The 25,197-nt window shown below is 66.2% G+C and carries 25 protein-coding genes; 6 read left to right on the forward strand and 19 right to left on the reverse strand.

Annotated features, from left to right (window positions below; all coding sequences use genetic code 11):
* Positions 1-76: 76 nt before the first annotated feature.
* From AB0L60_RS35740 to AB0L60_RS35765, 6 genes are all read right to left on the reverse strand, one after another.
* Positions 77-1,549: a serine/threonine-protein kinase gene (locus AB0L60_RS35740; RefSeq protein ID WP_364623694.1), complete on the reverse strand. Its 1,473-nt coding sequence runs from the start codon at positions 1,547-1,549 to the stop codon at positions 77-79.
* A 23-nt stretch (positions 1,550-1,572) separates the two neighbouring features.
* A complete protein-coding gene (locus AB0L60_RS35745) occupies positions 1,573-3,072 on the reverse strand; it encodes a serine/threonine-protein kinase (RefSeq protein WP_364623635.1) in 1,500 nt (499 codons plus the stop codon).
* Positions 3,069-4,688: a serine/threonine-protein kinase gene (locus tag AB0L60_RS35750; RefSeq protein ID WP_364623638.1), complete on the reverse strand. Its 1,620-nt coding sequence runs from the start codon at positions 4,686-4,688 to the stop codon at positions 3,069-3,071. Before AB0L60_RS35750 ends, AB0L60_RS35745 begins: the two co-directional genes overlap by 4 nt.
* Before the next feature lie 187 nt (positions 4,689-4,875).
* A complete protein-coding gene (locus tag AB0L60_RS35755; RefSeq protein ID WP_364623641.1) occupies positions 4,876-5,145 on the reverse strand; it encodes a WS/DGAT domain-containing protein in 270 nt (89 codons plus the stop codon).
* Between the two features lie 548 nt (positions 5,146-5,693).
* A complete protein-coding gene (locus AB0L60_RS35760; RefSeq protein ID WP_364623644.1) occupies positions 5,694-6,260 on the reverse strand; it encodes a hypothetical protein in 567 nt (188 codons plus the stop codon).
* A gap of 386 nt (positions 6,261-6,646) precedes the next feature.
* Positions 6,647-6,889: an MbtH family protein gene (locus AB0L60_RS35765; RefSeq protein WP_364623647.1), complete on the reverse strand. Its 243-nt coding sequence runs from the start codon at positions 6,887-6,889 to the stop codon at positions 6,647-6,649.
* Positions 6,890-9,467: 2,578 nt separating this feature from the next.
* Between AB0L60_RS35765 and AB0L60_RS35770 the strand changes: the two genes are divergently transcribed.
* Entirely contained in the window at positions 9,468-10,265 is a 798-nt protein-coding gene (locus AB0L60_RS35770; protein WP_364623650.1) for a hypothetical protein, read from the forward strand.
* Between the two features lie 801 nt (positions 10,266-11,066).
* Here the strand turns inward: AB0L60_RS35770 and AB0L60_RS35775 are convergent.
* The 3 genes from AB0L60_RS35775 to AB0L60_RS35785 all read right to left on the reverse strand — a co-directional run bounded on the left by AB0L60_RS35775 (position 11,067) and on the right by AB0L60_RS35785 (position 12,682).
* Positions 11,067-11,270 (reverse strand): hypothetical protein, encoded by a 204-nt coding sequence (locus AB0L60_RS35775; protein WP_364623653.1) that lies wholly within the window; start codon positions 11,268-11,270, stop codon positions 11,067-11,069.
* A 349-nt stretch (positions 11,271-11,619) separates the two neighbouring features.
* Positions 11,620-12,231: a malonic semialdehyde reductase gene (locus tag AB0L60_RS35780; RefSeq protein WP_364623656.1), complete on the reverse strand. Its 612-nt coding sequence runs from the start codon at positions 12,229-12,231 to the stop codon at positions 11,620-11,622.
* A 31-nt stretch (positions 12,232-12,262) separates the two neighbouring features.
* Positions 12,263-12,682, reverse strand: coding sequence for a nuclear transport factor 2 family protein (locus AB0L60_RS35785; protein ID WP_364623659.1), 420 nt, complete (start codon positions 12,680-12,682; stop codon positions 12,263-12,265).
* A 177-nt stretch (positions 12,683-12,859) separates the two neighbouring features.
* On the opposite strand from AB0L60_RS35785, the gene AB0L60_RS35790 reads away from it, so the two are divergent.
* Positions 12,860-13,642 carry an SDR family NAD(P)-dependent oxidoreductase gene (locus AB0L60_RS35790; protein WP_364623662.1) on the forward strand — a complete coding sequence of 261 codons (783 nt, stop codon included), beginning with the start codon at positions 12,860-12,862 and terminating at the stop codon, positions 13,640-13,642.
* Between the two features lie 92 nt (positions 13,643-13,734).
* Here the strand turns inward: AB0L60_RS35790 and AB0L60_RS35795 are convergent, their stop codons facing one another.
* Complete coding sequence (locus AB0L60_RS35795; RefSeq protein WP_364623665.1) at positions 13,735-14,118, reverse strand: lipocalin-like domain-containing protein; 384 nt, start codon at positions 14,116-14,118, stop codon at positions 13,735-13,737.
* 49 nt (positions 14,119-14,167) lie between these two features.
* Positions 14,168-14,659 (reverse strand): luciferase family protein, encoded by a 492-nt coding sequence (locus AB0L60_RS35800; RefSeq protein ID WP_364623667.1) that lies wholly within the window; start codon positions 14,657-14,659, stop codon positions 14,168-14,170.
* A gap of 100 nt (positions 14,660-14,759) precedes the next feature.
* Between AB0L60_RS35800 and AB0L60_RS35805 the strand changes: the two genes are divergently transcribed.
* Positions 14,760-15,128 carry a helix-turn-helix domain-containing protein gene (locus tag AB0L60_RS35805; RefSeq protein WP_364623670.1) on the forward strand — a complete coding sequence of 123 codons (369 nt, stop codon included), beginning with the start codon at positions 14,760-14,762 and terminating at the stop codon, positions 15,126-15,128.
* 1 nt (position 15,129) lies between these two features.
* On the opposite strand, the gene AB0L60_RS35810 is transcribed toward AB0L60_RS35805, so the two are convergent.
* From AB0L60_RS35810 to AB0L60_RS35845, 8 genes are all read right to left on the reverse strand, one after another.
* The gene (locus tag AB0L60_RS35810) at positions 15,130-15,891 is read right to left on the reverse strand and encodes an alpha/beta fold hydrolase (RefSeq protein WP_364623672.1); all 762 of its coding nucleotides are present in this window, start codon (positions 15,889-15,891) and stop codon (positions 15,130-15,132) included.
* Complete coding sequence (locus AB0L60_RS35815; protein ID WP_364623674.1) at positions 15,891-17,135, reverse strand: FAD-dependent oxidoreductase; 1,245 nt, start codon at positions 17,133-17,135, stop codon at positions 15,891-15,893. The genes AB0L60_RS35810 and AB0L60_RS35815 overlap by 1 nt, the downstream gene beginning before the upstream one ends.
* Complete coding sequence (locus AB0L60_RS35820) at positions 17,132-18,064, reverse strand: MBL fold metallo-hydrolase (RefSeq protein WP_364623676.1); 933 nt, start codon at positions 18,062-18,064, stop codon at positions 17,132-17,134. The genes AB0L60_RS35815 and AB0L60_RS35820 overlap by 4 nt, the downstream gene beginning before the upstream one ends.
* Positions 18,061-18,999, reverse strand: coding sequence for an aromatase/cyclase (locus tag AB0L60_RS35825; RefSeq protein ID WP_364623678.1), 939 nt, complete (start codon positions 18,997-18,999; stop codon positions 18,061-18,063). Before AB0L60_RS35825 ends, AB0L60_RS35820 begins: the two co-directional genes overlap by 4 nt.
* A gap of 11 nt (positions 19,000-19,010) precedes the next feature.
* Positions 19,011-19,268: an acyl carrier protein gene (locus tag AB0L60_RS35830; RefSeq protein WP_364623680.1), complete on the reverse strand. Its 258-nt coding sequence runs from the start codon at positions 19,266-19,268 to the stop codon at positions 19,011-19,013.
* A 53-nt stretch (positions 19,269-19,321) separates the two neighbouring features.
* Positions 19,322-20,536, reverse strand: a complete 1,215-nt coding sequence (locus tag AB0L60_RS35835; protein WP_364623682.1) for a ketosynthase chain-length factor — start codon at positions 20,534-20,536, stop codon at positions 19,322-19,324.
* On the reverse strand, positions 20,533-21,801 hold the full coding sequence (locus AB0L60_RS35840) for a beta-ketoacyl-[acyl-carrier-protein] synthase family protein (RefSeq protein WP_357195277.1): 1,269 nt from the start codon (positions 21,799-21,801) through the stop codon (positions 20,533-20,535). Before AB0L60_RS35840 ends, AB0L60_RS35835 begins: the two co-directional genes overlap by 4 nt.
* A gap of 294 nt (positions 21,802-22,095) precedes the next feature.
* On the reverse strand, positions 22,096-22,965 hold the full coding sequence (locus AB0L60_RS35845; RefSeq protein WP_364623685.1) for an AfsR/SARP family transcriptional regulator: 870 nt from the start codon (positions 22,963-22,965) through the stop codon (positions 22,096-22,098).
* A gap of 343 nt (positions 22,966-23,308) precedes the next feature.
* Here AB0L60_RS35845 and AB0L60_RS35850 point away from each other — a divergent pair, with 343 nt between their 5' ends.
* The 3 genes from AB0L60_RS35850 to AB0L60_RS35860 form a co-directional block, all read left to right on the forward strand.
* On the forward strand, positions 23,309-24,853 hold the full coding sequence (locus AB0L60_RS35850; RefSeq protein ID WP_364623687.1) for an acyl-CoA carboxylase subunit beta: 1,545 nt from the start codon (positions 23,309-23,311) through the stop codon (positions 24,851-24,853).
* 16 nt (positions 24,854-24,869) lie between these two features.
* Positions 24,870-25,061: an acyl-CoA carboxylase epsilon subunit gene (locus AB0L60_RS35855; RefSeq protein ID WP_364623689.1), complete on the forward strand. Its 192-nt coding sequence runs from the start codon at positions 24,870-24,872 to the stop codon at positions 25,059-25,061.
* On the forward strand, positions 25,058-25,197 hold a 140-nt coding region (locus tag AB0L60_RS35860), incomplete at its 3' end, for a biotin carboxylase N-terminal domain-containing protein (RefSeq protein WP_364623696.1). The genes AB0L60_RS35855 and AB0L60_RS35860, both read left to right, overlap by 4 nt.

Raw genomic sequence — 25,197 nt, forward strand, 5'->3', positions numbered from 1 at the left:
CGGGTGTGGAGTGTCTGACGAGAAAAAGGATGCGAGCCGATTCTTCCCGACTTCTTACGAAGTTCTCCGGGCTCGATTACCTCGATGAGACCTGCTGCCACCAGGCGAACAACTGCTGCGTGCGGTCGGAGTGACCAACCGCGAATCCCAGGACGCGATCGGGCTCCGAGGTCCAGAAAACGCCGGCCATCGGCGGATTATCGGTGGATAGGTAGCATCCGACCTGTCCTGTCGGCTCGGCTCGGCCGGGCGCCGTAAAGGAGTGCGACCGACTGCCGTCCGGGCAATCGACGATATGGAGATGGTCGGCGTACAACGTATAGGCATCGCGCAGCGAGGTGACGTCGGCGAAGGAAAGATAGCGGGCCGACGGGACCGATTCCGGAGGATCGCCGCCCGCACAGTGCAACTGCGCCAATGCTATTCGGGGAGTCGGCGGCCATTCGGGCGTGCACGTGTCCTGGGAATACCCGGGAGGCAATAGCTTCAGCAAAGCGACCTCCGCGGCGGACAGCTTCGAAGTCCCGGCCCACGGGGGGCTCGGCGGGCGAGCGGCTATCCATACCCCGAGACCGGCCGCCGATACGACCAGGGCCACGGAAACCGTCAACCACCTGCGCTGTTTCGATCGATCGCGCCGGGCGGGCAACTCGGTGCCGACGGGTGCAGCCGCGGTACTGTCCGGGCCGGTGCCCGCCATTCGCTGATCCCCGCCGTGCAATGTGCGTCGAGCAGCGTGCGCCAGTTCCGAGGCTGTCCCGAAACGATCGTCGGGATCCTTCGCCATGCCCCGCGCGATCACCTCGTCGAATGCAATCGGAACCCCTGGATACACCATACTGGGACACGGAATCGGGTCGAACAAATGGGCGCTGATCACCCTTTCGATAACGTCGCCGACGTAAGGGCAAGTGCCGGTGAGGCACTCGTACAGAACACATGCCAGCGAATAGATATCCGTCCGGGGGGTGACCTCTTCACTCTGGAATCGTTCGGGTGCCATGTAGGCGCAGGTTCCGATCGCGGTGCCCGTGCTGGTCAATCCGGGACCGGTCGGCGAGCGGGCGATACCGAAGTCGACGAGATAAGCGAAGTCGTCGTCGGTGACGAGAATATTGGCCGGTTTGATATCCCGATGGATCAGGCCGTCGGCGTGCGCGGCATCCAATGCCGCCGCGATCTGGCCGATGATGGTCACCGCTCGTTCCGGTGGCAGCGGACCGTCATCGGACAGCAAACTGCCGAGGTCCGCACCGCGGATGAGTCGCATATCGATGTAGAGCAGCCCGTCGATCTCGCCGTAGTCGTGGATCGGAATGATATGTGGCTCCGACAACCTTGCGGCAGTGTGCGATTCGCGGCGGAACCGCTGCCGGAAGCGGTTGTCCGCCGCCAGATCCTCGGGCAGCACCTTGAGTGCCACCGTGCGGTCCTTGATCGTGTCGTAGGCCTCGTAGACCTCGCCCATCCCGCCGCGGCCGAGCAACTTCACGAGCCGGTAGTGCCCGAATTCCGTACCCACCCGCGAATTTCGCGCCGCCTGACTCATGTCTCCGCTCACCGGCATCTCCGCTACGTGGATCCGACCTGCTGTTGCCACCAGGCGAACAGCTGCGGCAGGTCCCCGGTGTCGTTGCCGAAGACGATGCTCAGGACGAGATCGGGCTCAGTGGTCCAGACGATTGCGGCGAGCGTCGGCAGACAAGCGACCTGACCGGTCGTCTGGTCCTGGCCGTGCGCGGTGTACGGGCCCGGTGTGCTTCCGTCCGGGCACTTTTCGTCTCCGGCGGAGTGCCCGGAGGTCCATTGGGTATAGCCGTCGCGAAGCGCGCCGACGGTGCCGTACTGGGAGAAGAAGGCGTCTCGGACAAACGGTTTCCCGCCCGGCACGCAATAGAGCTTGGCTGTGCCCCCTGGAGGCGGATCGACGTGCGAGCAGGTGTGCTCGTCGTTTCCCGGCGGCACGAGCTTCACCAGCGCGAGCTCCGCAGGCGTGAACTGCTTGACCGATGTAGGTGCCGCGGATCCGGTGATCGCTGCCGTGGTGCCGTTTCGGTTCGAACGATTCGCCAGCCATATCCCCGCCGCGGCGGAAATCACCAACAGCACGGCCACCACGGCCGTCCCGACGCGCCACCGCTTCCGCGGCCGCCGCGGTTCGGACGGCTGTCGCGGTGCGCCGATGATCGGGGCACGGTTGCGGCCCAGGATGGTGGCCGCAGTATGGCGGTCGGTATCACCGAGAGCGTCGTGTGCGGCGCGGAACAGATCACCGGCGCGGGCGTAACGATCGGCGGGATCTTTGGCCATGCCCCGCGCGATCACGTCATCGAAGGCGGCGGGGATGCCCCGGCGGGCCCGGCTGGGATGCGGGATCGGATCGAACAGATGGGCCTTGATCACGACCTGGACGCTGTTGCCGGGGAAAGGCCTTGTCCCGGTGAGACATTCGTGTAGCACACAGGCCAGTGAATAGACATCGGTGCGAGAAGTGATCTCCCCTCTACGGAATCGTTCGGGCGCCATGTAGGCATAGGTTCCGATCGCGGTGCCCGTGCTGGTCAATCCCGGACCGGTCGCGGAGCGAGCGATACCGAAGTCGACGAGATAAGAAAAGTCGTCGTCGGCGACGAGAATGTTGGCCGGCTTGATATCCCGATGGATCAGACCGTCGGCATGAGCCGCGTCCAAGGCCGCCGCGATCTGTCCGATGATGCCCACCGCCCGGCTCGGCGGCAGCGGTCCATCGCGGGACAAGATGCTGCCGAGATCCTCGCCACGGATCAAGCGCATATCGATATAGAGCAGCCCGTCGATCTCGCCGAAGTCATGGATCGGAATAATATGAGGCTCCAATAACCTTGCGGCAGTATGTGATTCGCGGCGAAACCGTTCCCGATAGCGGGCATCGGCCGCCAGGTTTTCCGGCAGGAGCTTGAGCGCCACTGTGCGGTCCTTGGTCGTGTCGTAAGCCTCGTAGACCTCGCCCATGCCGCCCCGGCCGAGCAACTTCACAAGCTGGTAGTGGCCGAATACCGTGCCTACTCGCGAATTTCGCGCCGTCTCGCTCATCGGAAACCACCTTGGCTCTTCCACCATCCGAGTAATTCCTGCGCATCGCCCGGCTTCGCCGCGTACACGACCCCCACAGCGAGATCGGGTTCGCTGCTCCAGACGATCCCCGGAACCGACGGATCGTCATCGGAGACGAAGCAGCCGAACTGGCCGACGACGCCGCGCTCGGGTCGGCTGCCGTTGTAGTAGTCGCCCCCTTGCGAACCATCCGCGCACCGCGCGGGATGTACTTGCTGGCTCACGACCTTGTAGAACGCACGAACAAGATCCACGGTGGGAAACAGAAAGAATCGGGCCGCCGGGACTCCGGCCGCCGACTGGCAATTCAAGGCATCCATCTGTACCGAAGCCTTCGAATGCTCGGCATCGTGTAGACAATTCGCTCGGGTGTATCCGGTGGGGACGAGCTCGAGCAGCCGCAGGTCCGCAGCCGAGTATCGATTCGGTACTGGCGCACCGTCTCCCGCCAGCGCAAGGGCGGCAGCCACCACGACCGCCGCAAGAACGACGATCCCCGTGCGCCGTTTCGACAGAGCGGGCCGGGGCGGCTGCGGCTGCGGCTGCGGCTGCGGCTGCGGCTGCGGCTGCGGCTGCGGCTGCGGAGCTAGGGTCACTGATGGACCACCCACTTCGGTCGCATCGAACTCCGGCGCCCACATCGCGTCGGTGGCGATGGGCGCGGCCGGGGTGGCGGTGGCAGCGGGCATTGCTTCGGTGGCGATGGGGGGCCCGGCCTCGGTGTCGCCCAGGATCGTAGCGGCCGACTGCTGCGCGGTGCTGTCCAGCGCATCGCGGGCGGCGCGGGCGAACTCGCCCGCTGTCCGGTAACGGTCGGCAGGCTCCGTAGCCATGCCGCGTGCGATCACGGCATCGAACGCCGCCGGAGTTCCCGGATGCACCACGCTGGGACGCGGAATCGGTTCGAGCAGATCGTCACTGATCCCCGCCTCGGCACTGCCACCGGGGCGTGGGCGGGCGCCGGTGAGGCATTCGTGGAGAACACACGCCAGCGAATAGATGTCAGCTCGGCTGGTGATCTCTTTGTCCCGCAAGACTTCTGGAGCCTCGTAGCCGGAGACGACGGCCCGGGTGCCCCTGTCGGTCGATCCGGAACCACCGACCGAGCGGCCGATACCGAAGTCGACCAGATAGGCGAAGTCGTCGTCGCCGACAAGGACATTGGCGGGCTCGACGTCGCCGTGGATCAGCCCGTCGGCATGCGCCGCATCCAGCGCGGCCGCAACCTGACCGACCACGGCCACCGCGGTGGCCGCATCCATCGGGCCGTGCCGGGCGAGCAGCGTTCCGAGGTCATCACCGCGAACCAGCCGCCGGTCGATGTAGAGCAATCCGTCGATCTCGCCGAAGTCGTGAATCGGGACGATATGCGGTTCCTGCAAACGTGCCGCGAGACGTGATTCGCGGCGGAATTGCTCCCGGTAGTGGGAATCGGCGGCCAGGTCTCCAGGCACCAGCTCGAGCGCAACCGTGCGGTCTTTGACCGTGTCATACGCCTCATAAACATCCCCCACACCACCGAGCCCGAGCAGCCTTTTCAGCTGGTAGTGCCCGAATGTCGTGCCTACCCGCGAGTCCGCCGCCGACTGGCTCATGCCGGTATGCCTGCCTCCCAGAAGGTTGCAGGGACGTCACCGCTTTCTTGCAATACCCGACGATAGCCCGCCGACGCCGCCTGAGGCGACGATCCGTACAGCCGGATGAACGTCCCTTCCATGCGGCAACCGCCTCCGACTCGCCCCAGTTCCACCTCCGGCTCGGCGGGCTCGATCGAGCCCGCGGCTAGCGGTCGGGCGGGTCCGCGTCGAGGTCGGCGACCGTCCGGAACCTGGCCGCGATGCGATCGGTCAGGACCTCCGGATCGGGGACAGCCCCGGTATCGGAGTTGATTCCGATGCAGCAGGTGGTGGCGTAGGAGATCAGGGTGATATTGAACGCGGTGCCGGTGGTGGGGCCGAAGGGATAGATCCGATCGACCTTCGCGCCGGCGAGGCAGCGGTCCACCGGGCAGCCCCGGACGTCGGAGGCGACGAAGTCGACGTGTTTGAACATTTAGGTGAGCAATCCGACCAGTAGCCGGTTGAAGGTCGCCGCGACGGCATTCGAGAACGGGATCGCCGGTTCGTGTTTCCACCCCTCGACCGTGCTGTGTCATATGGGAGTCGAGTGAAGCCATTGTCCGCGCCATCTGTAGTAACTGCCCGCGCCGTCGGCCGGTCCTGCCGATCCGAGACCCTGGAACCGCTCGGCGCACCCCGAACCCCGTACCCGCAGAGCATGTCCTCAGTTCACTGTGACTCCACCGAACTGGTGATCGGGAGAGCAGAGGGTCATCGGACCGTCCTCGAACTGCAGAGGTTCGAATCGCCGCACCCCACCGGCAGCCAAGTTGCACGTATGTTGCACGAAAAACGGCCGGTCATCGACGAAACATCGATGACCGGCCATCTCCTGCTCGCAAAATCGAGTAGTGCCTCTGCCCACAACGGTCGAAGAACTCGTCCCCGCCTGCCGCGGCGGCGAAGTTGCGGCGCTGCAGCCAGCTTGCCGGACGCCCGGTATGTCGTCCGGCAGTCGGCAGTCGGACCATGCGATACCGGCTATGCCTGCAGCGCCGGCTGATCGGCGGGCAGGTTCGGTGTCGCGGGTTCCAGCGCACCCACAAGGGCACCCACCCCCGCCCCGATTGCGGAACCGACCACGGCCGCGGGGATCGCGAAGACTGCGGCACCGATGGCAGCGCCGATTACCGGTACGACCACCAAGCCCGCCGGGAGGAAGGGAATACCGGAAATGAAACCGGCGACGGCACCGACCATCGCACCGGTGGAGGTCAACGGGCTGGAAACGATCCCCGCCACCACATTGCCCGCAAGCGCACCGGCGAGAGCATCGGCGGCCATGCGGTCCGACCGAGTCGGAGCGAATCCGACCGAGTCGAATCCCTGGGCCAGCATGGCCTCCGTCTGCCCGTAGGAGTCGTTGATCCCGTCGGTGAACCCGGGGTCGACCCAGTCCGGCCGGCCGACCGAAACAGAGCCGATGCGAATGGTCCCGTCCGGCGCCTGGATCGGCGCGACGGGCGGGGCGAGGGCCGTTGGCAGGTGCAGACTGGACGGGTCGACCGGGGCGAGGCGGCCGTCAGGAACGGCCCGCTTCCCGCTCATATCGTTGCGACTGGTCGCCGTGGGAGGATTGGTCGCATCCGCCGACGCCGGGGAGACCTCCAACATCGCCACCGACAACGGAACCGTCGCGAGGACCAGTAGTGATCCGGCACGCCCGAACCGCCTGGTCGAACGAGCGAGATGGTGTTCTGCCATGGATGACCTCTCTGTCGACTTCTGATGAGTTGTGCAAGAGATTCGGACGGCACGCCGGGCGGACACGGATGCCCAAGAACTGCTTGCGCCGATCGGCCATGCCTGGATCCCGCTTCATCACCAGAACGAGGGCATGACTATGGCGAATCGGCGGCGCGAGACTCTCGTGGTCTGCGCCGACTGCCAGGGCGCTATCGTCTTATCGCACGTATGCGCTAATTCGACTCAGGTCAAGCCTCGGTGACCTGAGCTGCTGCGGCATTGGCGGATATCGACTGTCTCAGGGATTCCGGACGCATATCAGTCCAATTCTTCTCGAAGTATTCAATACAAGCGTGTCGGCTGCCCTCACCGAGCACTCGATGCCACCCGCTCGGAATATCGGCAAAGCTTGGCCACAGGCAATACCGTTCTTCGTCGTTGATCAGAACGAAGAACCTGCTGTCTTCGTCATCGAATGGGTTAGTACTCATTCTCGCCTCACAATTGCAGCATTGATTGCGTCGTGTAGCAGGTGGCCGGGAGCAAGACAATCATCCCTGGCGCGTACACGGCATGTACGCACCAGGGATGACCAGATCAATACCATCGTCATCTCTGTCCGCGCGAGTCGATAATTCCCGCAGATCATGCCTGCGAACTGCACGGTGTTCCGTACCGCGCGATCCGCGGATGGGAACCGACCGGAAACCTAACCACCGTGGACCAGGACGTCAAGCACTGCCGCACGGCTGGCGTGTCACATGGCTTGTTCGTGCAAAACGGACAAAATCCGAACATTGGACATAAGGCGCGCAGGGGATTGGCGCGACGGGAATCGCCACCAACCGTGAAGCCGGCCACCGCCGTGTTCACCACACTCCTTGCGATCACCGGGGCCGGTGAAGCCGGTTCATCGGAACCGCGCCGCGGACGCCCAGCAATAGGGCCATCATCCAGCTAACACAATGGGATGGATCCGGCACTTGTCGATCCATCCCGGGCGCAGGGTGACTGGCAAGTTCGCCCCATTCCCAGGACCGAGGCTTCGGGCGTTTCGTCCGAATAGAGACGGTCACCAATCCGGCAAACAGGAAACCTTTCCTCTTTATCCATCGATAATCGCCCAGCGGATGTAATGTGGCGAATGATCCGCTATCCCCCTCAGGCGGATCCTGATGTTGTGGAACGAACGCCCTTCTGCGCTCCGCAACGTCGCGGTGGTGTCGTCTATCCCCGACACCACCGCTCGGGGAAAACATGTTCACCGATCGGGAGGCGTTGGACTTGGGAGGCGCTGGACTGCCGTGATGGGAGAGTGGTGGCCGAGGCTCGAGTCGCGAGTCGGCAACCAATTCATCCGAGCCGGTTGGAGCATGTCGTTACCGCCCGTTCCACCGATTCGCACGTCAACTCGAGGGTAAGTGTTTTTGGGCAAGTTTAGGTGCCGATTGCATGGACGGAGCGCAGTGTACGGCGAGCACGTAACATTCAACGATTTCCGGGTTGTCTGGGTTACCGAAAGATCTACCTTCATTGCCTACTGTGAACGCTATCCGGGACTGTTCGCCAAAGACCCCTGGTCAGCGGTGCGCGCTAGACGGAGTCTGGAGGACTTGGCGCGCAATGTGCTGGTGTGCAGCGACCTTTCGTGAGTTCCGCAGGGTGGTGCTCTCGGATCCGTAGAAATACACCGCAGGGCACTTCATGTGGAAAAGAATTCCGATGCCACTACCGAATGACTCACCGTCGGAATCGTCGACATATCCTCCGGACAGCTTCGGCTCGCGTTCGGAGGCCGCTCGATGAAAGCTGTGATCGCATGAGCATTGTGACGATCGCCGAGGTGATTTCCGCCTGGACGCTTCCAGGTCTGTTATTCGGCTGGCTCATGATGGGTGGCAAACGCTGACCGCTTTGAGGAAGGTCCTGAATCGGACAATTCGATCGAAACAACCCAACTGGGTCGGATTCGCATCGAGATCGCACCGGCCGCTGACTCGAGGTTCTGCGCAGAGCGCCGAGTCGGCGACTGGACTCGCCCAGCCGGCCCAACCCCCGAGACCCGCCAGGAATTTCAAGGATTTGATGCGGCTTAATCCTGCAAATCTATGGCCAGCCGCGACCGAACGGATAGAGTCATCTGCTATGAATCCTGAGGGTGCGAAGATGCGGGCGCGGCGACGTGCGCGGACGGACCGGGGGAACGGCCGCACGTGGGTGACAGCGAGCACGCAGACGGTCGCAGATCTGATGTCGGCGCGCCTGCGAAAGCGCCAGAGCTACCCGCCAGCCATCACGGTGATCTGCGACGGGTGTTGCTATTGCTCGGTCAGATCCGAGGCGTCGGGGCGCGTGCGGTCCGGATCCGTGACAGAGCTGAACGCACTCGACGATTCCCGGTGGTCTGGTGAACTCGCCACAGTATTACCCTTCCGTCGCCCGATGCCGATGAACGATTGACGATGAGCGACGGGGCAGCAGAGGGGTCGCCAAGATCAGATTCTGACTGGAACCGAATTGCATGAGGTCTTCGCGGTCGGAGATTGCCTTCGAACTTCACAATCGGGTGGTCGCACCTCTAGCCTAATCGCCCCCTTGGCGCGCACCCTGACCAATATTCACATTTTGCCCGTTTTGCACGAATAAGCCGTGTGACACGCCAGCATGTGGCAATACTTGACGTCCTGGTCCGCGGTGGATAGGTTTCCGGTCGGTTGCCATCCGTGCGTCGCTTACGGCCGCGATTCCAGCGGTCACCGAATCGCGCGGTTCGCGGGCCTGATCTGCGGGGGTGTCGACTCACACAGTCCGAACTTCTATAGCACAGAGCGAATGTGAGTATTCCATGCAGGTGTTTCGACTGTCCTCGCCGAACGCCCGCAGGTTACCGAGGCTTGACTCGAGGTCGAATTAGAACGTACGCGCGAGAATTGCACCCGCTACCGGCAGTTGTGGCGTAGTAGCTGAAATCTCTTTCCATATGAAAGGCGATCGATGAGCACAGGCAAACATAGAGCCCCCCAACAGCCCCACAAATTGGTGTCGTTGGCCGTCGCAGGGGTTGTCCCAGTGACGTTGGGACTGGCGGGAACCGGGCCCGCGAACGCCGCGCCCACCGAGAGCACCGAAGTGTCCCAGTCCGACCATTCTCAACAGGACCAGCGTCTGGCCGACCCGGCCCGGCCCGGCCGGACTCAGCCGGAAGGATCGCAGTCCGACCGGCTCCAGGGCGACCAGCCTCGACCCGACCAACCGGTGCAGTGGCCCGCGGCTGAAGCACCCAATGTGCATCCGTACCAGGGACTTCGGATTCCAGACGACACGCTGAGTTCGCTGCAGTGGGCGCGGCCGATGCCGGAGAACAAGTACCTCTCTCCCTTGGGAGAGTTGCATGCGCCCGTGCCGGTGGCCCCGGTGCCGCCGATTGCGCCCCCGCCCGGCAAATTGCGCTTCGGGGACGTGCAAGTCGATTCGCCGGAGTGGCTGAATCGTGAGCAGGCAATCCAGCTGAACGATGGCGCCGCCCAAGCCGAGGCGGCCACGGCAACCTTCCTCGACTCGATCGGAATGGAGCGCAGCCGGTCCGACCGCGTCGCAGGAGAAATCATTGGCGGCGCTGCGGTCGGCGTCGCGGCAGGGGCAGTGGCGGCGAGCCCCTTCGGGCTGTTCGGTGGGGTCGTCGGCGGCATGATGGGCACGGTGATCGGCCTGCCCTTTGCGCCGATCGGCCTGGCGGCGGTTCCCGTAGGCGCTGCTTACGGTATGGCCCTCATGGAGGTTCCCATCGCGGCCATCGGTGCCGGCATTGGCGCATCTCTCGGTGCGGTGCATGCACTCAGCGCACCGCCACGGGCGGTCGCCGTTTGACACCCGGTAGACGGCCCGTGGGACCGTTCGAAGGATTCGGAGAACCTGGCCACACCACAGACTAGTCATCGGCACTCTGCCCGTGGGCTCCGCGAGCCGGTGCCGGCCACCGGCCGAGGGAGCCCACTGCGACAGGGCGCACGACTGTGGGCGTGTCCAGCAGAACGTGCGGACGGGCGATGAAGGCGTCGCTGATCTCAATCACATAGCTAATTCCAAGATATCGGTGACCTTCCGTGCCTGAGCACTCTCGATTCGTGCCACCAGCGCGGTATTCAGGCCGCTCCAGTACAGGATCTCGATACGGTTCTGTGCGGGTGAGCCGATCGTGGAGCGGCGAGAATCCGGGTGCGGTTATCGCGCCGCATTCTCATTTCGGATCATCCGGCCGGGGTCACAATGGACGACTCCGGAATCGATGCCCCGCTTCGTCGACTCCGAGCGGTGCATCGTGCTCGGCGGCTGAGTGGATCGGCCCGCAGACTCTTTCGATCCACTCGGCCTGAGCAGCAACTGGACCGTCACGGTGGAATGTTCGCTCGAGGGGAAGTGCTGGAGTGCAGATGTTCATCAGCGGCCGGGTCACCCGCCGCGGTGGTGAGGCCCATGTCGTTATCGGTGCACCGCGGCCGGTCGCCGGGTGCGCCCATGGTGACAAGGTCTGCCACGTCGAAATCCGCCACGCGGACACCGTTGTCCGGCTGCACCCCCGGCCGGGTTCCACGCGGGCGGCACTCGACAACGCGCTATGTGAGGTCACCCGGCATCTGGGCATCGACCTGCCGGGGTTGCTCGCACACGTCACGATCGGGCCCGCGGTGCCCGCGCCCCGGGTCGCGCGGCGCCGTCACGGACAGCGTCGAAGCACGTGTGCATGAACCTTTCGAACACCATCAGACGATTCCAGTCGATGACCACCACCGACCAGCTGCCGGCGCCGAGGCAGCCGACCACGCGGCCGCGAGCCGGGTTTTCGATTTCTTCAAAACCCTGCTCGACGGCCACGCGTGCGGCGATGCGACGGTAACCATGATCAACCCGAACCACCCGGCGGCCCACGGACCGCAATTGCGGATCAAGCCGGTCGGCGCGCGCGGTACGCCATCAGGGGCTTGACCTACGGCTCAACCTGAAGCGGTCAGCGATGACCCTGTTCGTGCGGACATTCGGCGGGTATCGACCACTGCCCGGCACGTCCACCGGCGTTCGGTCCGCCGCAGTAAGGGGCCGCGGAGCCGAACGTCACCGTCACCGCCGCCATCCCTCGAGCAGGCTGCGGCGCGCGGAATCCACATGCTCGGCCTCCCGGTATCGAAGGCCATTCGCGCCCAATACTTTCGGGTGGTTCGCGGGGTCAGACCACGGTGACGACCTGGTCGTAGGTGAGGCGGGGAGAACGGGGGAACCAGGCATCGGGGCCCGGCTTGCCGATATTGACCACGACCAGGGATGCGAGATCACCCGCGGGGAAGAAGTCGCGGTCGACGCCGGCCGCGTCGAAGCCATTCATCGGTCCGGCGGCCAGGCCCGCGGCACGGATGCCGAGGATGAAGTAGCCGACCTGGATGAGGGCGTTGAAGCGGGCCGAGTGGGCGCGCACCTCCGGATCGGCGAAGTAGTCCTTCGCGTCGGGGGCGTGGGGGAAGACCGTCGGCAGATGGTCGTGGAAGTTCAGATCGGCGGCCAGGATCGCGGTCAGCGGGGCGGTGGCCGTCTTGGGTTTGTTGTTGTCGAGCATGTGGGTGACCAGGCGAGCCCGGGCCTCGGGCGTGCGGACCAGGACGATGCGCAGCGGCTGCTGGTTCATCGAGGTTGGGGCGTACTTGGCCAGCTCGTAGATCTCACGGAACTGCTCGTCGGTGACCGGCTCGTCGGTGAAGGTGTTGGCGGTGCGGGCCTCGCGGAAGAGCAGATCCTGCGCTTCCGCGGCGAGGGCGAGCCGGGTGTCCGATTGGGCGGTGCTCATGTGATTCTCCTTGGGACAGGCTGATTTCGGGTCAGTCGTGGGAAACTCGGCGGGAGCGGGTGAGGAGGGCGCCGTCGAGGCGCACCAGCACGTCGTGCACCACGCAGCTGGGGTTGATCTCGGGCGCCCGGCCGGGGCGGATCTTCACCACCAGGCAGTAGGAGGTGGCGATGATGCTGCCGTCGTCCTGCGGTCGCAGATCGGTCATCCCGAACCAGTGCCGCCGCTGCATGGGATCGGCTTCGAAGCGCTTGTGGAACGCGACGAGGTCGGCGATGATGCCGGCCCGGGTACGCGCCGGCGGCCGACCCGGGGTGTGCTCGAATTCCGCGTCCTCGGTGAAGGTTTGCGCGTAACCGGGGATGTCCCGGTTGTCGAGCCGCTGCATCTGGTCGGCGTAGAACTGCTGGACCTCGGCATACAGCTCGGCGCGGCTGGCGACGGTGGTCATGCTGGCTCCTCGAATGCTGTTGTGCCTGCCTCGATTCGGCGGGCCGCGACTGCGATCCACCGTGTCCGACCCTGCTCGAGCCTTGGTCGAGCCGGTTTGACCGGAGCTATAGGTCCGGCCGCCAGGCTGATTCCGCAACAGCCCCGCCGAACCGGACACCCCATCGATGGAGGAGAAATGACCGCAGCTCAACGCGTCGCGCTGGTTACCGGCGCGACCAGTGGAATGGGCCTCGCCATCACCGAGAGCTTTGCCGCCCAAGGCATCTCGGTATTCATCTGCGCGCGCGATCAGCAGCGCCTGCTCGACACCACCAAACGACTGCAGGACGAGGGCCACGCGGTGGACGGCATCGCCTGTGACGTCCGCGACGCCCCCCAGGTCCGCGAGTACGTCGACGCCGCCGTCGACCGCTTCGGCCCCGTCGACATCCTTGTCAACAATGCCGGCCGCAGCGGCGGCGGCGAAACGGCGCAGATCGCCGACGAGTTGTGGCTGGACGTGATCAACACCAACCTGCACAGCGTCTTCTTCGCCACCAAGGCCGCGCTCACCGCGGGCGGCATGCTCGAACGCGGCAGCGGCCGCATCGTCAACATCGCCTCCACCGGCGGCAAACAGGGCGTGGTGCACGGCGCGCCCTATTCGGCCTCCAAGCACGGCGTCGTCGGCTTCACCAAGGCGCTGGGCCTGGAGTTGGCCAAGACCGGCATCACGGTCAACGCCGTCTGCCCGGGATTCGTGGAAACGCCCATGGCCGAACGGGTTCGGGAGGTGTACTCGGACATCTGGGGTGTCGACACCGACGAGGTGCACGCCCGGGTGAGCGCCCGCGTTCCCATCGGGCGCTACGTCGAGCCCACCGAGGTGGCGGCCATGGTCGACTATCTGATCGGCCCGGGGGCCGCCGCCGTCACCGCCCAGGCGATGAATGTCTGTGGCGGACTGGGCAACTACTGATCCGTGTGCGTGCCGGTGCACGTCGCCGATCCCCGTTCTCGTTCGCGCCGGTCCGGCCGCGACCGGCTGGTCGACGAGCCTGGACCGGATGGTCAGCAAGGATGAATGGTGCGGCGCCAGGCCAGAATTCGGCGCTGGGTCCGGCCGTCGACCTGGGCGGCGCCGATGAGCGTGAGCTCCTCGCCGCTCAGCTTCAGCTGCCGGACCTGTTCGGTGCCCGCCCAGGCCGGATTCGAGCACACGCTGATGGCATGCACGACCTCGTCGCCGCGCAGCCGCCAGGTACCGGCGTAGCCCATGAACAGGACGGCCGCGGCGGCGGCGTCGGTGCGCATCATGCTCACCGACATATGGCCGCAGGATTCGTAGATCAGCAGGCCCCTCGGCGAAACACCGAGCGGGCCTTCGCTTTTGGCGTCATTGTCGTCGATGTCGTAGTAGGAGCGCAGTTCCCAGGTGCCGATGAGGTCAGTCATGGACCCCACGATGGTTGCGCGCCCTACAGTCACGCTCGAGGCACCGCGATCACGTGCGCGGGATACCGCGGGCGAAGTCGTAGGCGGTCCGGATCAATCGCCACACCACGGCCATCTCGTCGGTATCGCGCGGCCCGTACACCAGCAGCAACGTCGGCGGCAGATATCCCCGCCGCGCCATCGGATGCTGTTCGGCCCAGCCCTGTTCGATCGCCTCGACCGCGACCGCCGCGGGCTGGCACAGGTGCAGGCTGCCGTCGCCGCGCCCGTGCAGATGCGCGAACTCGGTTCCGGACACGAAGGCATGCTCGGGCCCGTGGGCGAACTCGGGCAGCAGATACAGCGCGCGAGTGTCGGGCAGCGAGACCCGGCTGCGGCCGATCTGCGTACCGGGCAGGGTGATCATCTGCGCCCACAGCGCTTCCTGCAGATCCGGGGGCGCGATATCGGAGAGCTGTTGATGGGGATTGTGCGGCCGGGTCCGGGGCCGCTCACCACTGCGTCGCGGGAGGCCGAGCCGGTCGGTTGCTGTCACGGTCATCACTGTGCTCCTTTCGGTTTCGCACTTCGTCGAACCGCCTGGTCACACAGTAGTTTCCAAAGTATAGTAGTTACCAAATGGAAAGCATGCAGGAGTTGCTATGACGGACGTCACATCTACCGCGGTGGACCCCTGCCCCATCACGCCGGTGGTGGATCTCTTCTTCGGCCGCTGGTCGACGCAGGTGCTGTGGGCGCTCACCCACCACGGCCGGATGCGTTTCAACGAAGTGCTGCAACGCATTCCGGGCCTCACCCCGAAGGTGCTGACCCAGCGGCTGCGCCAGCTCGAACGCGACGGACTGCTGGTGCGCACCTATTACGCGGAGATGCCGCCGCGAGTGGAGTACGAGGCCACCGCGCTGGCCGAGACCCTCTCGCCGGTGTTCACCAGCCTCACCCAATGGTCCGAGCAGCATCTGGCGGCGGTGCTCGACGCGCGGGCGGCCTACGACGCCGCCGCGGGCTGACCTACGACGCCGCCGAGGGCTGTGCCGCCAATTCCAGGAGATGCCCGGCCAATTCGCGCGGCATGGTGATCATGCAGTCGTGCCCGGTGGGCAGCAGCTTGAGCCGCTCGGCGGGCAGATCCGCCGGCGGCAGGGTGCGCGGCATGGCCGCGCGTATGGCCTGGAACTCGGCCCCGCCCCCGGTGCAGTGGACATGGGTCACCGGAATCTCCCGCAGCGCATCGGGATTGCGCAGCACCATGGGCTCGGTGAACGTCTTCAGCGACTGCGGGGTGAGCATCGAGGCCAGCCAGCTCAGATCCGATTCGTCGGTGACCCCGTAGAGCCCGCCGTCGCCCATCGGCTCGGTCTGCGGTGGAACACACCAGCCGTCCCCGAATTCGGCCGCCAGCGCGGCGAAGGCGTCGACCATGGGGGCCATGATGTCCGCGACCGCCTCACCGTCCCGCGGGACGAAGGTGTCGACATAGACCAGCTCGGCCACCCGATCGGGCAGCGCGTCGGCGAGCGCGGTGATGACGATCCCGGCGTAGCTGTGACCGACCAGCACGAGATCGCGCAACTCGGCCGTGCGCACCAGCTCGACCAGATCCTGGACGTGGGTGCCGAGCCCGACCTCCGGGCCGAGCGACTCGGCGCGTTCGCCGAGGCCGACCAGCGAGGGGGTGAGCACCCGGTGGCCGGCGGCGCTCAGCAGCGGCGCCACCCGCTGCCAGGCCCAACCGCCGTGGAACGCACCGGGAACGAGCAGATAGGTGGCCATCACTTCTCCTGTGTCATCGCTTCGAGGCGGGGCGCGTGGGGTTTCGAGGGCACGTGTTCGAGCCGGACACCGAGTCCGATGACCCGCGCGACCACGTGCGCCAGCCCGGGGAACCGGCGCAGCAGCCGCGCCAGCAGCGGCTTGTCGGTGCCGGGTCGTTCGGCGCTCGGATAGAGATCGGTGAGCAGCCGTAGTTGCGCGAATTGCACGACGCGCATGGGTAATTCGCGGCGCCGCTGCACCGCGCGCAACTGGGCGGTGGTGGGTGTGCGGCCGTCCCGCAGGGTCGGTGCGAGCAGCCGGGCGGCGGCGATGGCGTCCTGAACGGCGAGGTTGATCCCGACCCCGCCGGCCGGGGACATCGCATGGGCGGCATCACCGATGGCCAGCAGGCCCGGCCGGTACCAGTCCCGCAGCCGGTCGACCCGGACATCGAGCGGTTTGATCGCGTCCCAGTCGTCGATCTCGGCCGTCAGCGCCGCGGTCAGCGACGGGTAGATGGCGGCGATCGCGGACCGGAACGCGTCGAGCCCCCGCGCGCGCACCGCCTCGAAGCTGCCCTTGGGAATCATGTAGGCGACCTGTAGGTACTCGTCGCGATCGATGCAGACGATGAAGAAGTCCCGCCCGCTGCGCACCGCCGGCAGACGTTCGCCCGCTGGCTTGCTCACCCGGAACCACAGCACATCCATGGGCGCGCGGCTGGCCGCGACCTGGAGCAAATCATGGTGCCGCACCAGCGAATTGCGCCCGTCGGCGGCGACGACGAGTCGGCTGCGCACCTCGAGCACCGCCTCGGGGGTACGGGCGCGCAGCCCGGTGACCGTTCCGTCGTGCTCGATCAGTTCGGTCACCTCCGCCTGTTGGATCAGCCGGAAATTGGGGTAGCGGCCGGCGGATTCGGCCAGGAAGTTGAGCACATCCCACTGCGGCATGAAGGCCACGAACGGGAATCGGCCCGGCAGCCGGCGGAAATCGGCGAAGGTGACCGGCCCCATCGCCGTCGCCATCGGCAACTGCGGCAGTTCGACGTGCGGAAGCTTCAGGAACTCCTCCGCCAGCCCGAGCTCGTCGAGCGCCATCAGCGTCGACGGATGCACCGTGTCGCCGCGGAAGTCGCGCAGGAAATCCGGATGCTTCTCCAGCACCAGCACATTCGCGCCGGCGCGAGCGAACAGCAGCCCGGCCGTCAACCCGGCCGGGCCGCCACCGGCGACGCACACGTCGACGACTTCGGTGCTCACGCCCAGCATTGCGGCACCTGCCCGCCGTTGTAGGTCACCATCTCGTCGAAGATGGCCAGGACATCCAGTGGCACACCGATTTCCGGGGAATCCAGCTCGGCGTAGGCGACGTGCAGATTGCCCACCACCCGTTCGGCGTCGATCAGCTCCTCGAACTCGCCCAGCTCCACCTGCGACGCCAGCTCGAGCGGGGCCAGGCCCAGCGACTTGCCCTCCGCCGCAAGGTTTTCGATCCAGTGCAGGTATCGGGCGGTCTGGGTGAGGATCTCCGGCCCCGCCACCGGACCGTGCCCGGCCACCACGGTCCGCGCACCGAGTGCGGTGAGCTTGCGCATCGCGTCGAGAGTGCCGCGGACCGAACCGAACAGGCAGAACGGCGCGGCCCCGGACATCACGACATCACCGGCGAAGAGCACCTTCTCCTCGGGCAGCCAGGCCACCACGTCGTTGGTGGTGTGCGCGGCCGGCCCGACATGGATGAGTTCAACCCGCCGCTCCCCCACCCAGACGGTCACCCGATCACTGAAGGTGATGGTGGGCAGGGTGACTCGGACATCGCCCCACTCCACCTGCGGCCACAGCTTGGTCAACGCCAGCCCGGTCTCGATCATCTCCGGCCGGATCCGATCGTGGGCTACGACGATCGCCGCGCCACCGAACTGATGATTGCCGAAATTGTGGTCCCCGTGGTGATGCGTGTTGAGGATGGTGCGGCCCGGCCCGCCCGCATGCCCGTCGACGAACTCGGCCAGTGCGCGGGTGCGTCCCTCGGTGGCGAGCGTATCGATCACCAGCGCGCCGTCGCGCCCGGCGACCACCCCGGCATTGCTGACACACCACCCGCCGCGATCGTGGGTGTAGGCGAAGACGTCCTCGGCCACCTCGCGCACCACCGGTCGCGCGAGGGGCCGGGCTCCCGTGGCGGTCATCGCGGTGACTTCGTGGTCTCGGCCCGGCGGTCGGCGACCTCCCGGACCCCGCACAGCAGGGTGTTGCGGCTGTTGGTGCCCAGCGCCTCGGCCAGATAGGCGCGCGCGTCCGCGAGAGTGGTGTGCGCGCCGAGGGTTTCGCGCGCCACCTCCGGGTTGACCGCGACCAGGTGCCGGGCGGTGACCACGGCGCCCGCGCCGCTATCGGCGAATTCCCAACTGCCACTGTGGCCGAACAGCATGGCCGGCGGCACCAGCTGCTTGTAGTCGATGCGCTCGGCGGGCACGCAGATGCGGATCGAACGGGTGGTGTGCGGGACGCTGCCGGCAGTGACGGTGTCCATCTCCATGAGCTGCACGCCGGGCTCGTCCTCGGTCAGCTCCACCCGGCCGACGTGCGGGACGTGGTCGGGCCAGCGGTCGCTGCGATAGACGAAGTCGTAGAGTTCCGCGGCCGGTGCATCCAGGACCACCCTGTCCTCGAAGGTGTGCACCACCTGCGACACCGGGTACCCCAGTTCCGCGACACGGGCCAGCGCGGCCAGTTCGGTGACGCTGTTGCGGTCCACCGCATCCGCGATAGCCTCCTGATCACCACCCGGGATCACCGAGAAGTGATGGTCCAGCGTGATTTTCGTGCTGCGCGCCCCCACTTCCTCGAAGGTCCACTGGCCGCCCATGGAGGCGATCGGTGCCGCGCTGCGCTCCTGTTCGAAGGTGATCCGACGCTGCCGGGCCACGAACTCCCGGCGGGAGGTCCAGTTCTTCACCTCGCCGTTGACCGTCGCCCACAACCGGAACCGCTCCTCGGTGGGCGAGCGATCCAGGTGCCGCACCAGCACACTGGGCTCGAAGATGACCGGCCAGTAGGTGACATCGGCGACCAGGCGATAGACGTCCGGAAGCGCCGCCTCCACGACCCGGTGATGACTCATCCGGAAGATGCTCATACCGCACCCGCCAACTGCCCGTTGACGATGCCGATCAGCTCGGCCGGGGTCTTCACCTCGACGAGCCGGTCCTCGGGGATCTTCACCCCGAAATCGCGCTCGATGCGCGAGGCCGTCTCGATCAAGGCCAGCGAGTCGTAGCCGAGTTCCTCGAACTCGACCTCGGCGATATCGCCGGCCAGCTCCGGTGCGGTCTCGTCACCGCCGGCGCACTCCACCAGAATTCGCCGCAGTTCGTCGATGGTCATGGACATGATTGGCTCCTCGATTGTGCTGTTACTCGGGCATTGCGTTGGTTCGACAGCGCTCATTGGTCGACGCTGCGGACCACCACCGCGGAGTTGAAACCCCAGCGGCCGCGGGCCAGCACCAAGGCGGTTTCGATGGTGGCGGGCCGCGCGTCCCCACGGACCAGGTCGATCCGGTATTCCGGCGCCGGGATGAGGGTGCCGGCCGTGGGCGGGATCACCGAATCCCGCATGGCCAGAACGGCGGTGACGATGTCGAGCGGCCCTGCGCCCGAGAACAGCCGTCCCGTCAAAGGTTTCGTCGCCGTGACCGGCACGCCGGCGGCGCCGAACACCGCTTCCAGGGCCGCCGCCTCCGCCCGATCCTGCTCGGGTAGGCCCGCGGCGTCGGCGAACACCACATCGACGTCGGCGGGGGTCACACCCGCGTCGGTCAGGGCCAGCTCGATCGCGCGCCGCTGACCCGACGGCCGACCGGAGTCCGGCGGCGGATCGAATGTCTGTGCGTACCCGGCGATTTCACCGTAGACATGCGGCACGCCCCGGGCCCGCGCCGCCTCTGGATCCTCGAGCACGAGCATCGCCCCGCCCTCCCCCGGCACATTGCCGGTGGCCTCGGCGTCGAAGGGCAGATAGGCCCGCGCCGGATCGGTCGCGGTGCTGAGGCTGCCGCCCGCGACGTGGGAGGCCCAGCCCCACGGGTCCAGTGCGGAATCCACACCCCCCGTGACCACCAGGGGCGTCCCGCGCCGCACCGTGCGCCGGGCGTGCCCGACCGCGTCCAGGCCGCCGGCCTGTTCGGCGACCAGGGCGCTGCTGGGTCCGCGCATGCCGTGCCGGATGGAGATCTGCCCGGTGTTGACCGCGTAGAACCACGCGAACGACTCGTAGACGCTGACATGCTCGGAGCCCATCGACCACAGCTTGTTGAACTCGCGATGGGTGAATTCGAAACCACCCGAAGCGTTTCCGGTCACCACACCCATGTCGTAATCGGTCAGTTCAGCGGTGTCGACCTTCGCGTCGTCCAGCGCCCACTGCGCCGCCACCAGAGCGAGTCGGGTGGAGATGTCGGTCTGCGGCAGCAGCCGACTCGGAAGATGTTGCGCGGCCTGGAAATCCGCGATCTGCCCGGCCAGGCACACGCCAGACCCGGTGGTGTCGAACCGGGTGAGCGGCCCGATGCCGCCTCGGCCGGCCAACACGGCCTCCCAGAAGGGTTCGGTACCGAGCCCGTTCGGGGCGATCACGCCGACTCCCGTCACGACGCTCATGCCGCGACCTCCGACGTGCGGCGCAGCACCATGGCGCTCTGGAATCCGCCGAACCCGCTGCCGACCGTCAGCACGGTGTCCATGCGATGGTCGCGGGCGGTGAGCGGCACATAGTCGAGATCGCATTCCGGATCGCGCTCGTGCAGGTTGGCCGTGGGCGGCACCACCTGGTAGTCCAGTGCCAGCAGGCAGGCGGCGATCTCCACCGAACCGATGGCGCCCAGCGAATGACCGACCATGGACTTGATCGAGCTCATCGGCGTCCGATACGCGTGCTCGCCGAGACTGCGCTTGACCGCGGCGGTCTCGTGCCGATCGTTCTGCCGGGTACCGGAGCCGTGCGCGTTGACGTAGCCGATCGCGGTGGGATCGACCCGGGATTCGTCCAGGGCCACCCGGATCGCCTCGGCCATCTCCCGGCCGTCGGCCTTGAGTCCGGTCATGTGGTAGGCGTTGCAGCGCGTCGCGTAGCCGGTGACCTCCGCGTAGATGCGGGCGCCCCGGCGGCGGGCGCTCTCGAACTCCTCGAGCACGAACATGGCCGCGCCCTCGGCGAGCACGAAACCGTTGCGGGAGTTGTCGAACGGCCGCGAGGCGTGCTCGGGATCGTCGTTGCGCGGGGTGGTCGCGCGAATGGCGTCGAAGCAGGCCACCACGATCGGGGTGATCGGGGTGTCGGAGGCGCCGGCGATCATCACATCGGCCGACCCCTCGCGGATCAGCTGCACCGCGTGCCCGACCGAATCCAGGCCGGAGGTGCAGCCGTTGGAGACCATAGCGACCGGGCCCTCCGCCCCGACGCTCCAGGCCACCTCCGCGGGCATGACGCTGGGCACCATGTAGTCGAACATGTAGGGCGACAGGTGCTTTTCGTCGAGCACCCAGCTGCGGCCGGAGTCCGACAACACCAGGTACTCCTGTTCGAGGCTGGTCGCTGCGGCGACCGCGCTGCCCAGGCTCACCCCGAGGCGGAACGGATTCACCGACTCGATCGCCAGGCCGCTGTCGGCGACCGCCTCGCGGGCACACACCACCGCGAACTGCGCCGCGCGGTCCATGCGCCGAATCTCGCGGGGCGACAACCCTTCCGCGAGCGCATCGAAATCGGCCTCGCCGGCGACCCGGGACCGATACGGTGCGGCGTCGAAGAAGCTGATGGCCCGGGTGGCGGTGCGGCCCTCGGACAACAGCTTCCAGAATTCGTCCTTGCCGGATCCACCGGGTGCCCGCACACCCAGTCCGGTGACGACCACACGGCGGCTCATTGCATACCCCCGAATGTGTTGGCGTACATAGCAATTCTCCTTCGCACCGAATGCTGGTCGAAGCTCCGATGTCCGCCCCAGCCTCGCGCCTCCGGCTCGAGGGCCGCTCGAGCTCCGGGCTCGAGCGGTCCTCGAGCCGGGACTGCGATCGTCGCTGAAAGGCACACGCGGCCAACAGGATCAGGGAGGAACACAGCACCGTAGCCCCGTCCGAGGGCGGGGCTACGGTGGAATCGCCGGTCGACGCCACCGGCAAGCGCTAGGTCATAAAGGTGAATCGAAAAGAACAAGTGATCAGGCGGGGCGGGCGGACCTGCCGAGCCCCGAGGTCCCGTTCCAGCCGATCAAATAGCCCGCATGCCGTGTCTCCAATATATCCGCCACCGACTCGTCGGAGGCATTGAGAATATCCAGGTGCAATTGTCGAATTCGCCAGCACGGGTCGAGCCCGAGTTCGAGCTGCATCAGCTCGGCGAAATTGTGATAGACCTCGAGCGCTCTATACCGTTGCCCCGATCGGCACAGTGCGTACATGTAATACGCCTGCATTCGCTCATGCAGCGGCTGCTCGGCGGTCAATCTCGCCAGATCGGGGCAGGCCTCGCGATGACCGCCCAATCGCAACAGGGCCTCGATCCGCCGCTCCTGATTCACCAAGCGCAATTGCTCGAGATGCGTCAATTCCGCGGTGAGCGGATTCCCGGCCTCCACATCCAGCAGCGGCGGGCCGGTCCACAGGGCCTCCGAGGCGGTGTACAGCTCGACCGCCCGCCGATCGTCACCCACCGCGGCCGCGCAGCGCGCGGCCTCGGCCATGACCTGGTAATCCCTGACATCCAGCACACAGTCGCGGGCGTCGAACAGATACCCCTTGCTCCAGGTGCGCAGGTATCGGTCCGCCACCTCACCGTGCTCGACGTCCAGGAACTCGGCCATGCGCTTCCTGATCCCGAGCACATACGTCTGCACCACCGTCACGGCACTACGTGGCGGATCCTCGTTCCATAATTCCTCGATCATCGCGGACACCGGCACGACAGTCGAATGCCGGACGAGCAGCAGCGCGAGCAATTGCCGCTGTTTCTGAGCCGTCGGTGTGGCATTCCTGTTCTGCAGCGCTAGCGTTAGCGGTCCTAGCACACGGGCATAGATTTGCTGTGTCACGGGCGCTCCCTACTACCTTTCCCCGGCAAAGCGCGGGAAATGAATACCCACGGCACTGGAGGCCACTCCAGCCTAAGGGTCGGCAGGTATCAGCTTCGTGAACAAACCGTAATTTGATGGTTAAAGCCCAAATGTCCCCAAACCATCGACTACCCGCTACGCCAACGCATCGATAATGAATGACAAATCAAATACGCATCACGTATAAACCCTAATGCCGCCGGGACCTCCGCATTTGAGCGACGCTCTAGGGCCCGTGGGTCAGACTCGGAGGCAGTGGAGCCCGGAAGTGGTTGGTCGCCAACCGATTCCGGACCACTCCCGATCACCACCGAGGACAGGCATGCGTGAACGCGTCGAGGAGCTCGACAAACTCAAACAATCGGTACTGGCCGGGCCCGATGCGGCCGCGACGCAACGTCAGTACGACAAGGGGAAGCTGACCGCCTACGAGCGGATCGACCTGCTGCTGGACCCTGGGTCGTTCCAGGAGATCGAGGCGTTACGACGCCATCGGGCAACAGGATTCGGGCTCGAGCACCGGCGTCACCACACCGACGGCGTGGTCACCGGCTGGGGAACCGTCGACGGGCGGACGGTGTTCGTGTTCGCGCAGGACTTCCGGATTCTGGGTGGCGCGCTGGGCGAGGCGCACGCGCAGAAGATTCACAAGGTCATGGATTTGGCGCTGGCCGCGGGCGCACCGCTGGTCGGGCTCTATGACGGTGCGGGGGCCCGCATCCAGGAAGGGGTCACCGCGCTGGCCGGTTTCGGTGGGATATTCGCGCGAAACACCAAGGCCTCCGGCGTGATTCCGCAGATCAGCGTCATCCTCGGACCTTGCGCCGGTGGCGCCGCCTACAGTCCCGCGCTCACCGATTTCGTCTTCATGATCCGGGAGACGGCCCAGATATTCATCACCGGACCCGACGTGGTGGCGGCGGTGACCGGCGAGCGGGTCACCATGAACGAGCTGGGCGGGGCCGACATCCATTCGCGCACATCGGGTGTCACCCATTTCACCTACGACGACGAACCCTACTGCCTGCACGATGTCCGGCATCTGCTGTCGATGCTGCCGGCCAACAATCGTCAGCATCCGCCGACGGTGGTGTGCACCGATCCCCCGGATCGGCGCAACGAGTCGCTCTACGATCTGGTCCCCCTCGATGGGAACCGGCCCTACGACGTGCGCGCGGTCATCGAGGAGATCGTCGACGACCACGAGATCTTCGAGGTGCACGAGCAGTGGGCGGCGAATGTGGTGTGCGCCTTCGCCCGCCTCGACGGGCACGTGGTGGGCGTGGTCGCCAATCAGCCGAACATGCTCGCGGGGGTGCTCGACATCGCCGCCTCGGAGAAGGCCGCCCGGTTCGTGCAGCTCTGCGACGCGTTCAATATTCCGCTCGTCACGCTGATCGACGTGCCGGGTTTTCTGCCCGGTGTCGCGCAGGAGCACGGCGGGATCATCCGCCACGGCGCCAAACTGCTCTACGCCTACTGCAACGCCACGGTCCCCCGGGTCTCGGTGGTCCTGCGCAAGTCCTACGGCGGCGCGTACATCGTCATGGATTCCCGGTCGATCGGCGCGGACCTGGCGCTGGCCTGGCCCAGCAACGAGATCGCCGTCATGGGCGCCGAGGCCGCCGCGAACGTGATCTTCCGCCGCGAGATCAATGCCGCGAAGGATCCGGAGGCGATGCGGCAGAACAAGATTGCCGAGTATCGCTCGGAGCTGGTGCACCCCTACTATGCCGCCGAGCGGGGTCTGGTCGACGACGTGATCGATCCCGCCGACACCCGCTCGGTGCTCATTCGCAGCCTCGCCATGCTGCGGACCAAACACGCCGACCTGCCGATTCGCAAGCATGGCAACCCACCCCAGTGAGCAGAGCGAGAAGCACATGACAGCACCCCTGGTCCGCGTCGAACGCGGCAATCCCGACGACATCGAAACCGCCGCCCTGCTCATCGCATTGGTGAGCGCGCTCGCGAATTCCGTCGAGAGTGCCCCGCCCGCGGTGGCTCCCGTGCGCTGGATCGGGCCACCGCGCGCGAGCGCCTTCGTCCCGCCGCGCAGCTGGGCCGCCGCATGAGCGCCGAATCGGTTGCCGTGGAGGGGAGTTACGGCCTGCGCAAGGTCCTCGTAGCCAACCGAGGCGAGATCGCCGTGCGTGTGATCCGGGCCGCCAAGGACGCCGGTATCGCCAGTGTGGCCGTATACGCCGAACC

Source organism: Nocardia sp. NPDC051981 (assembly GCF_040680715.1).
In the GTDB taxonomy this organism is placed as follows: domain Bacteria; phylum Actinomycetota; class Actinomycetes; order Mycobacteriales; family Mycobacteriaceae; genus Nocardia.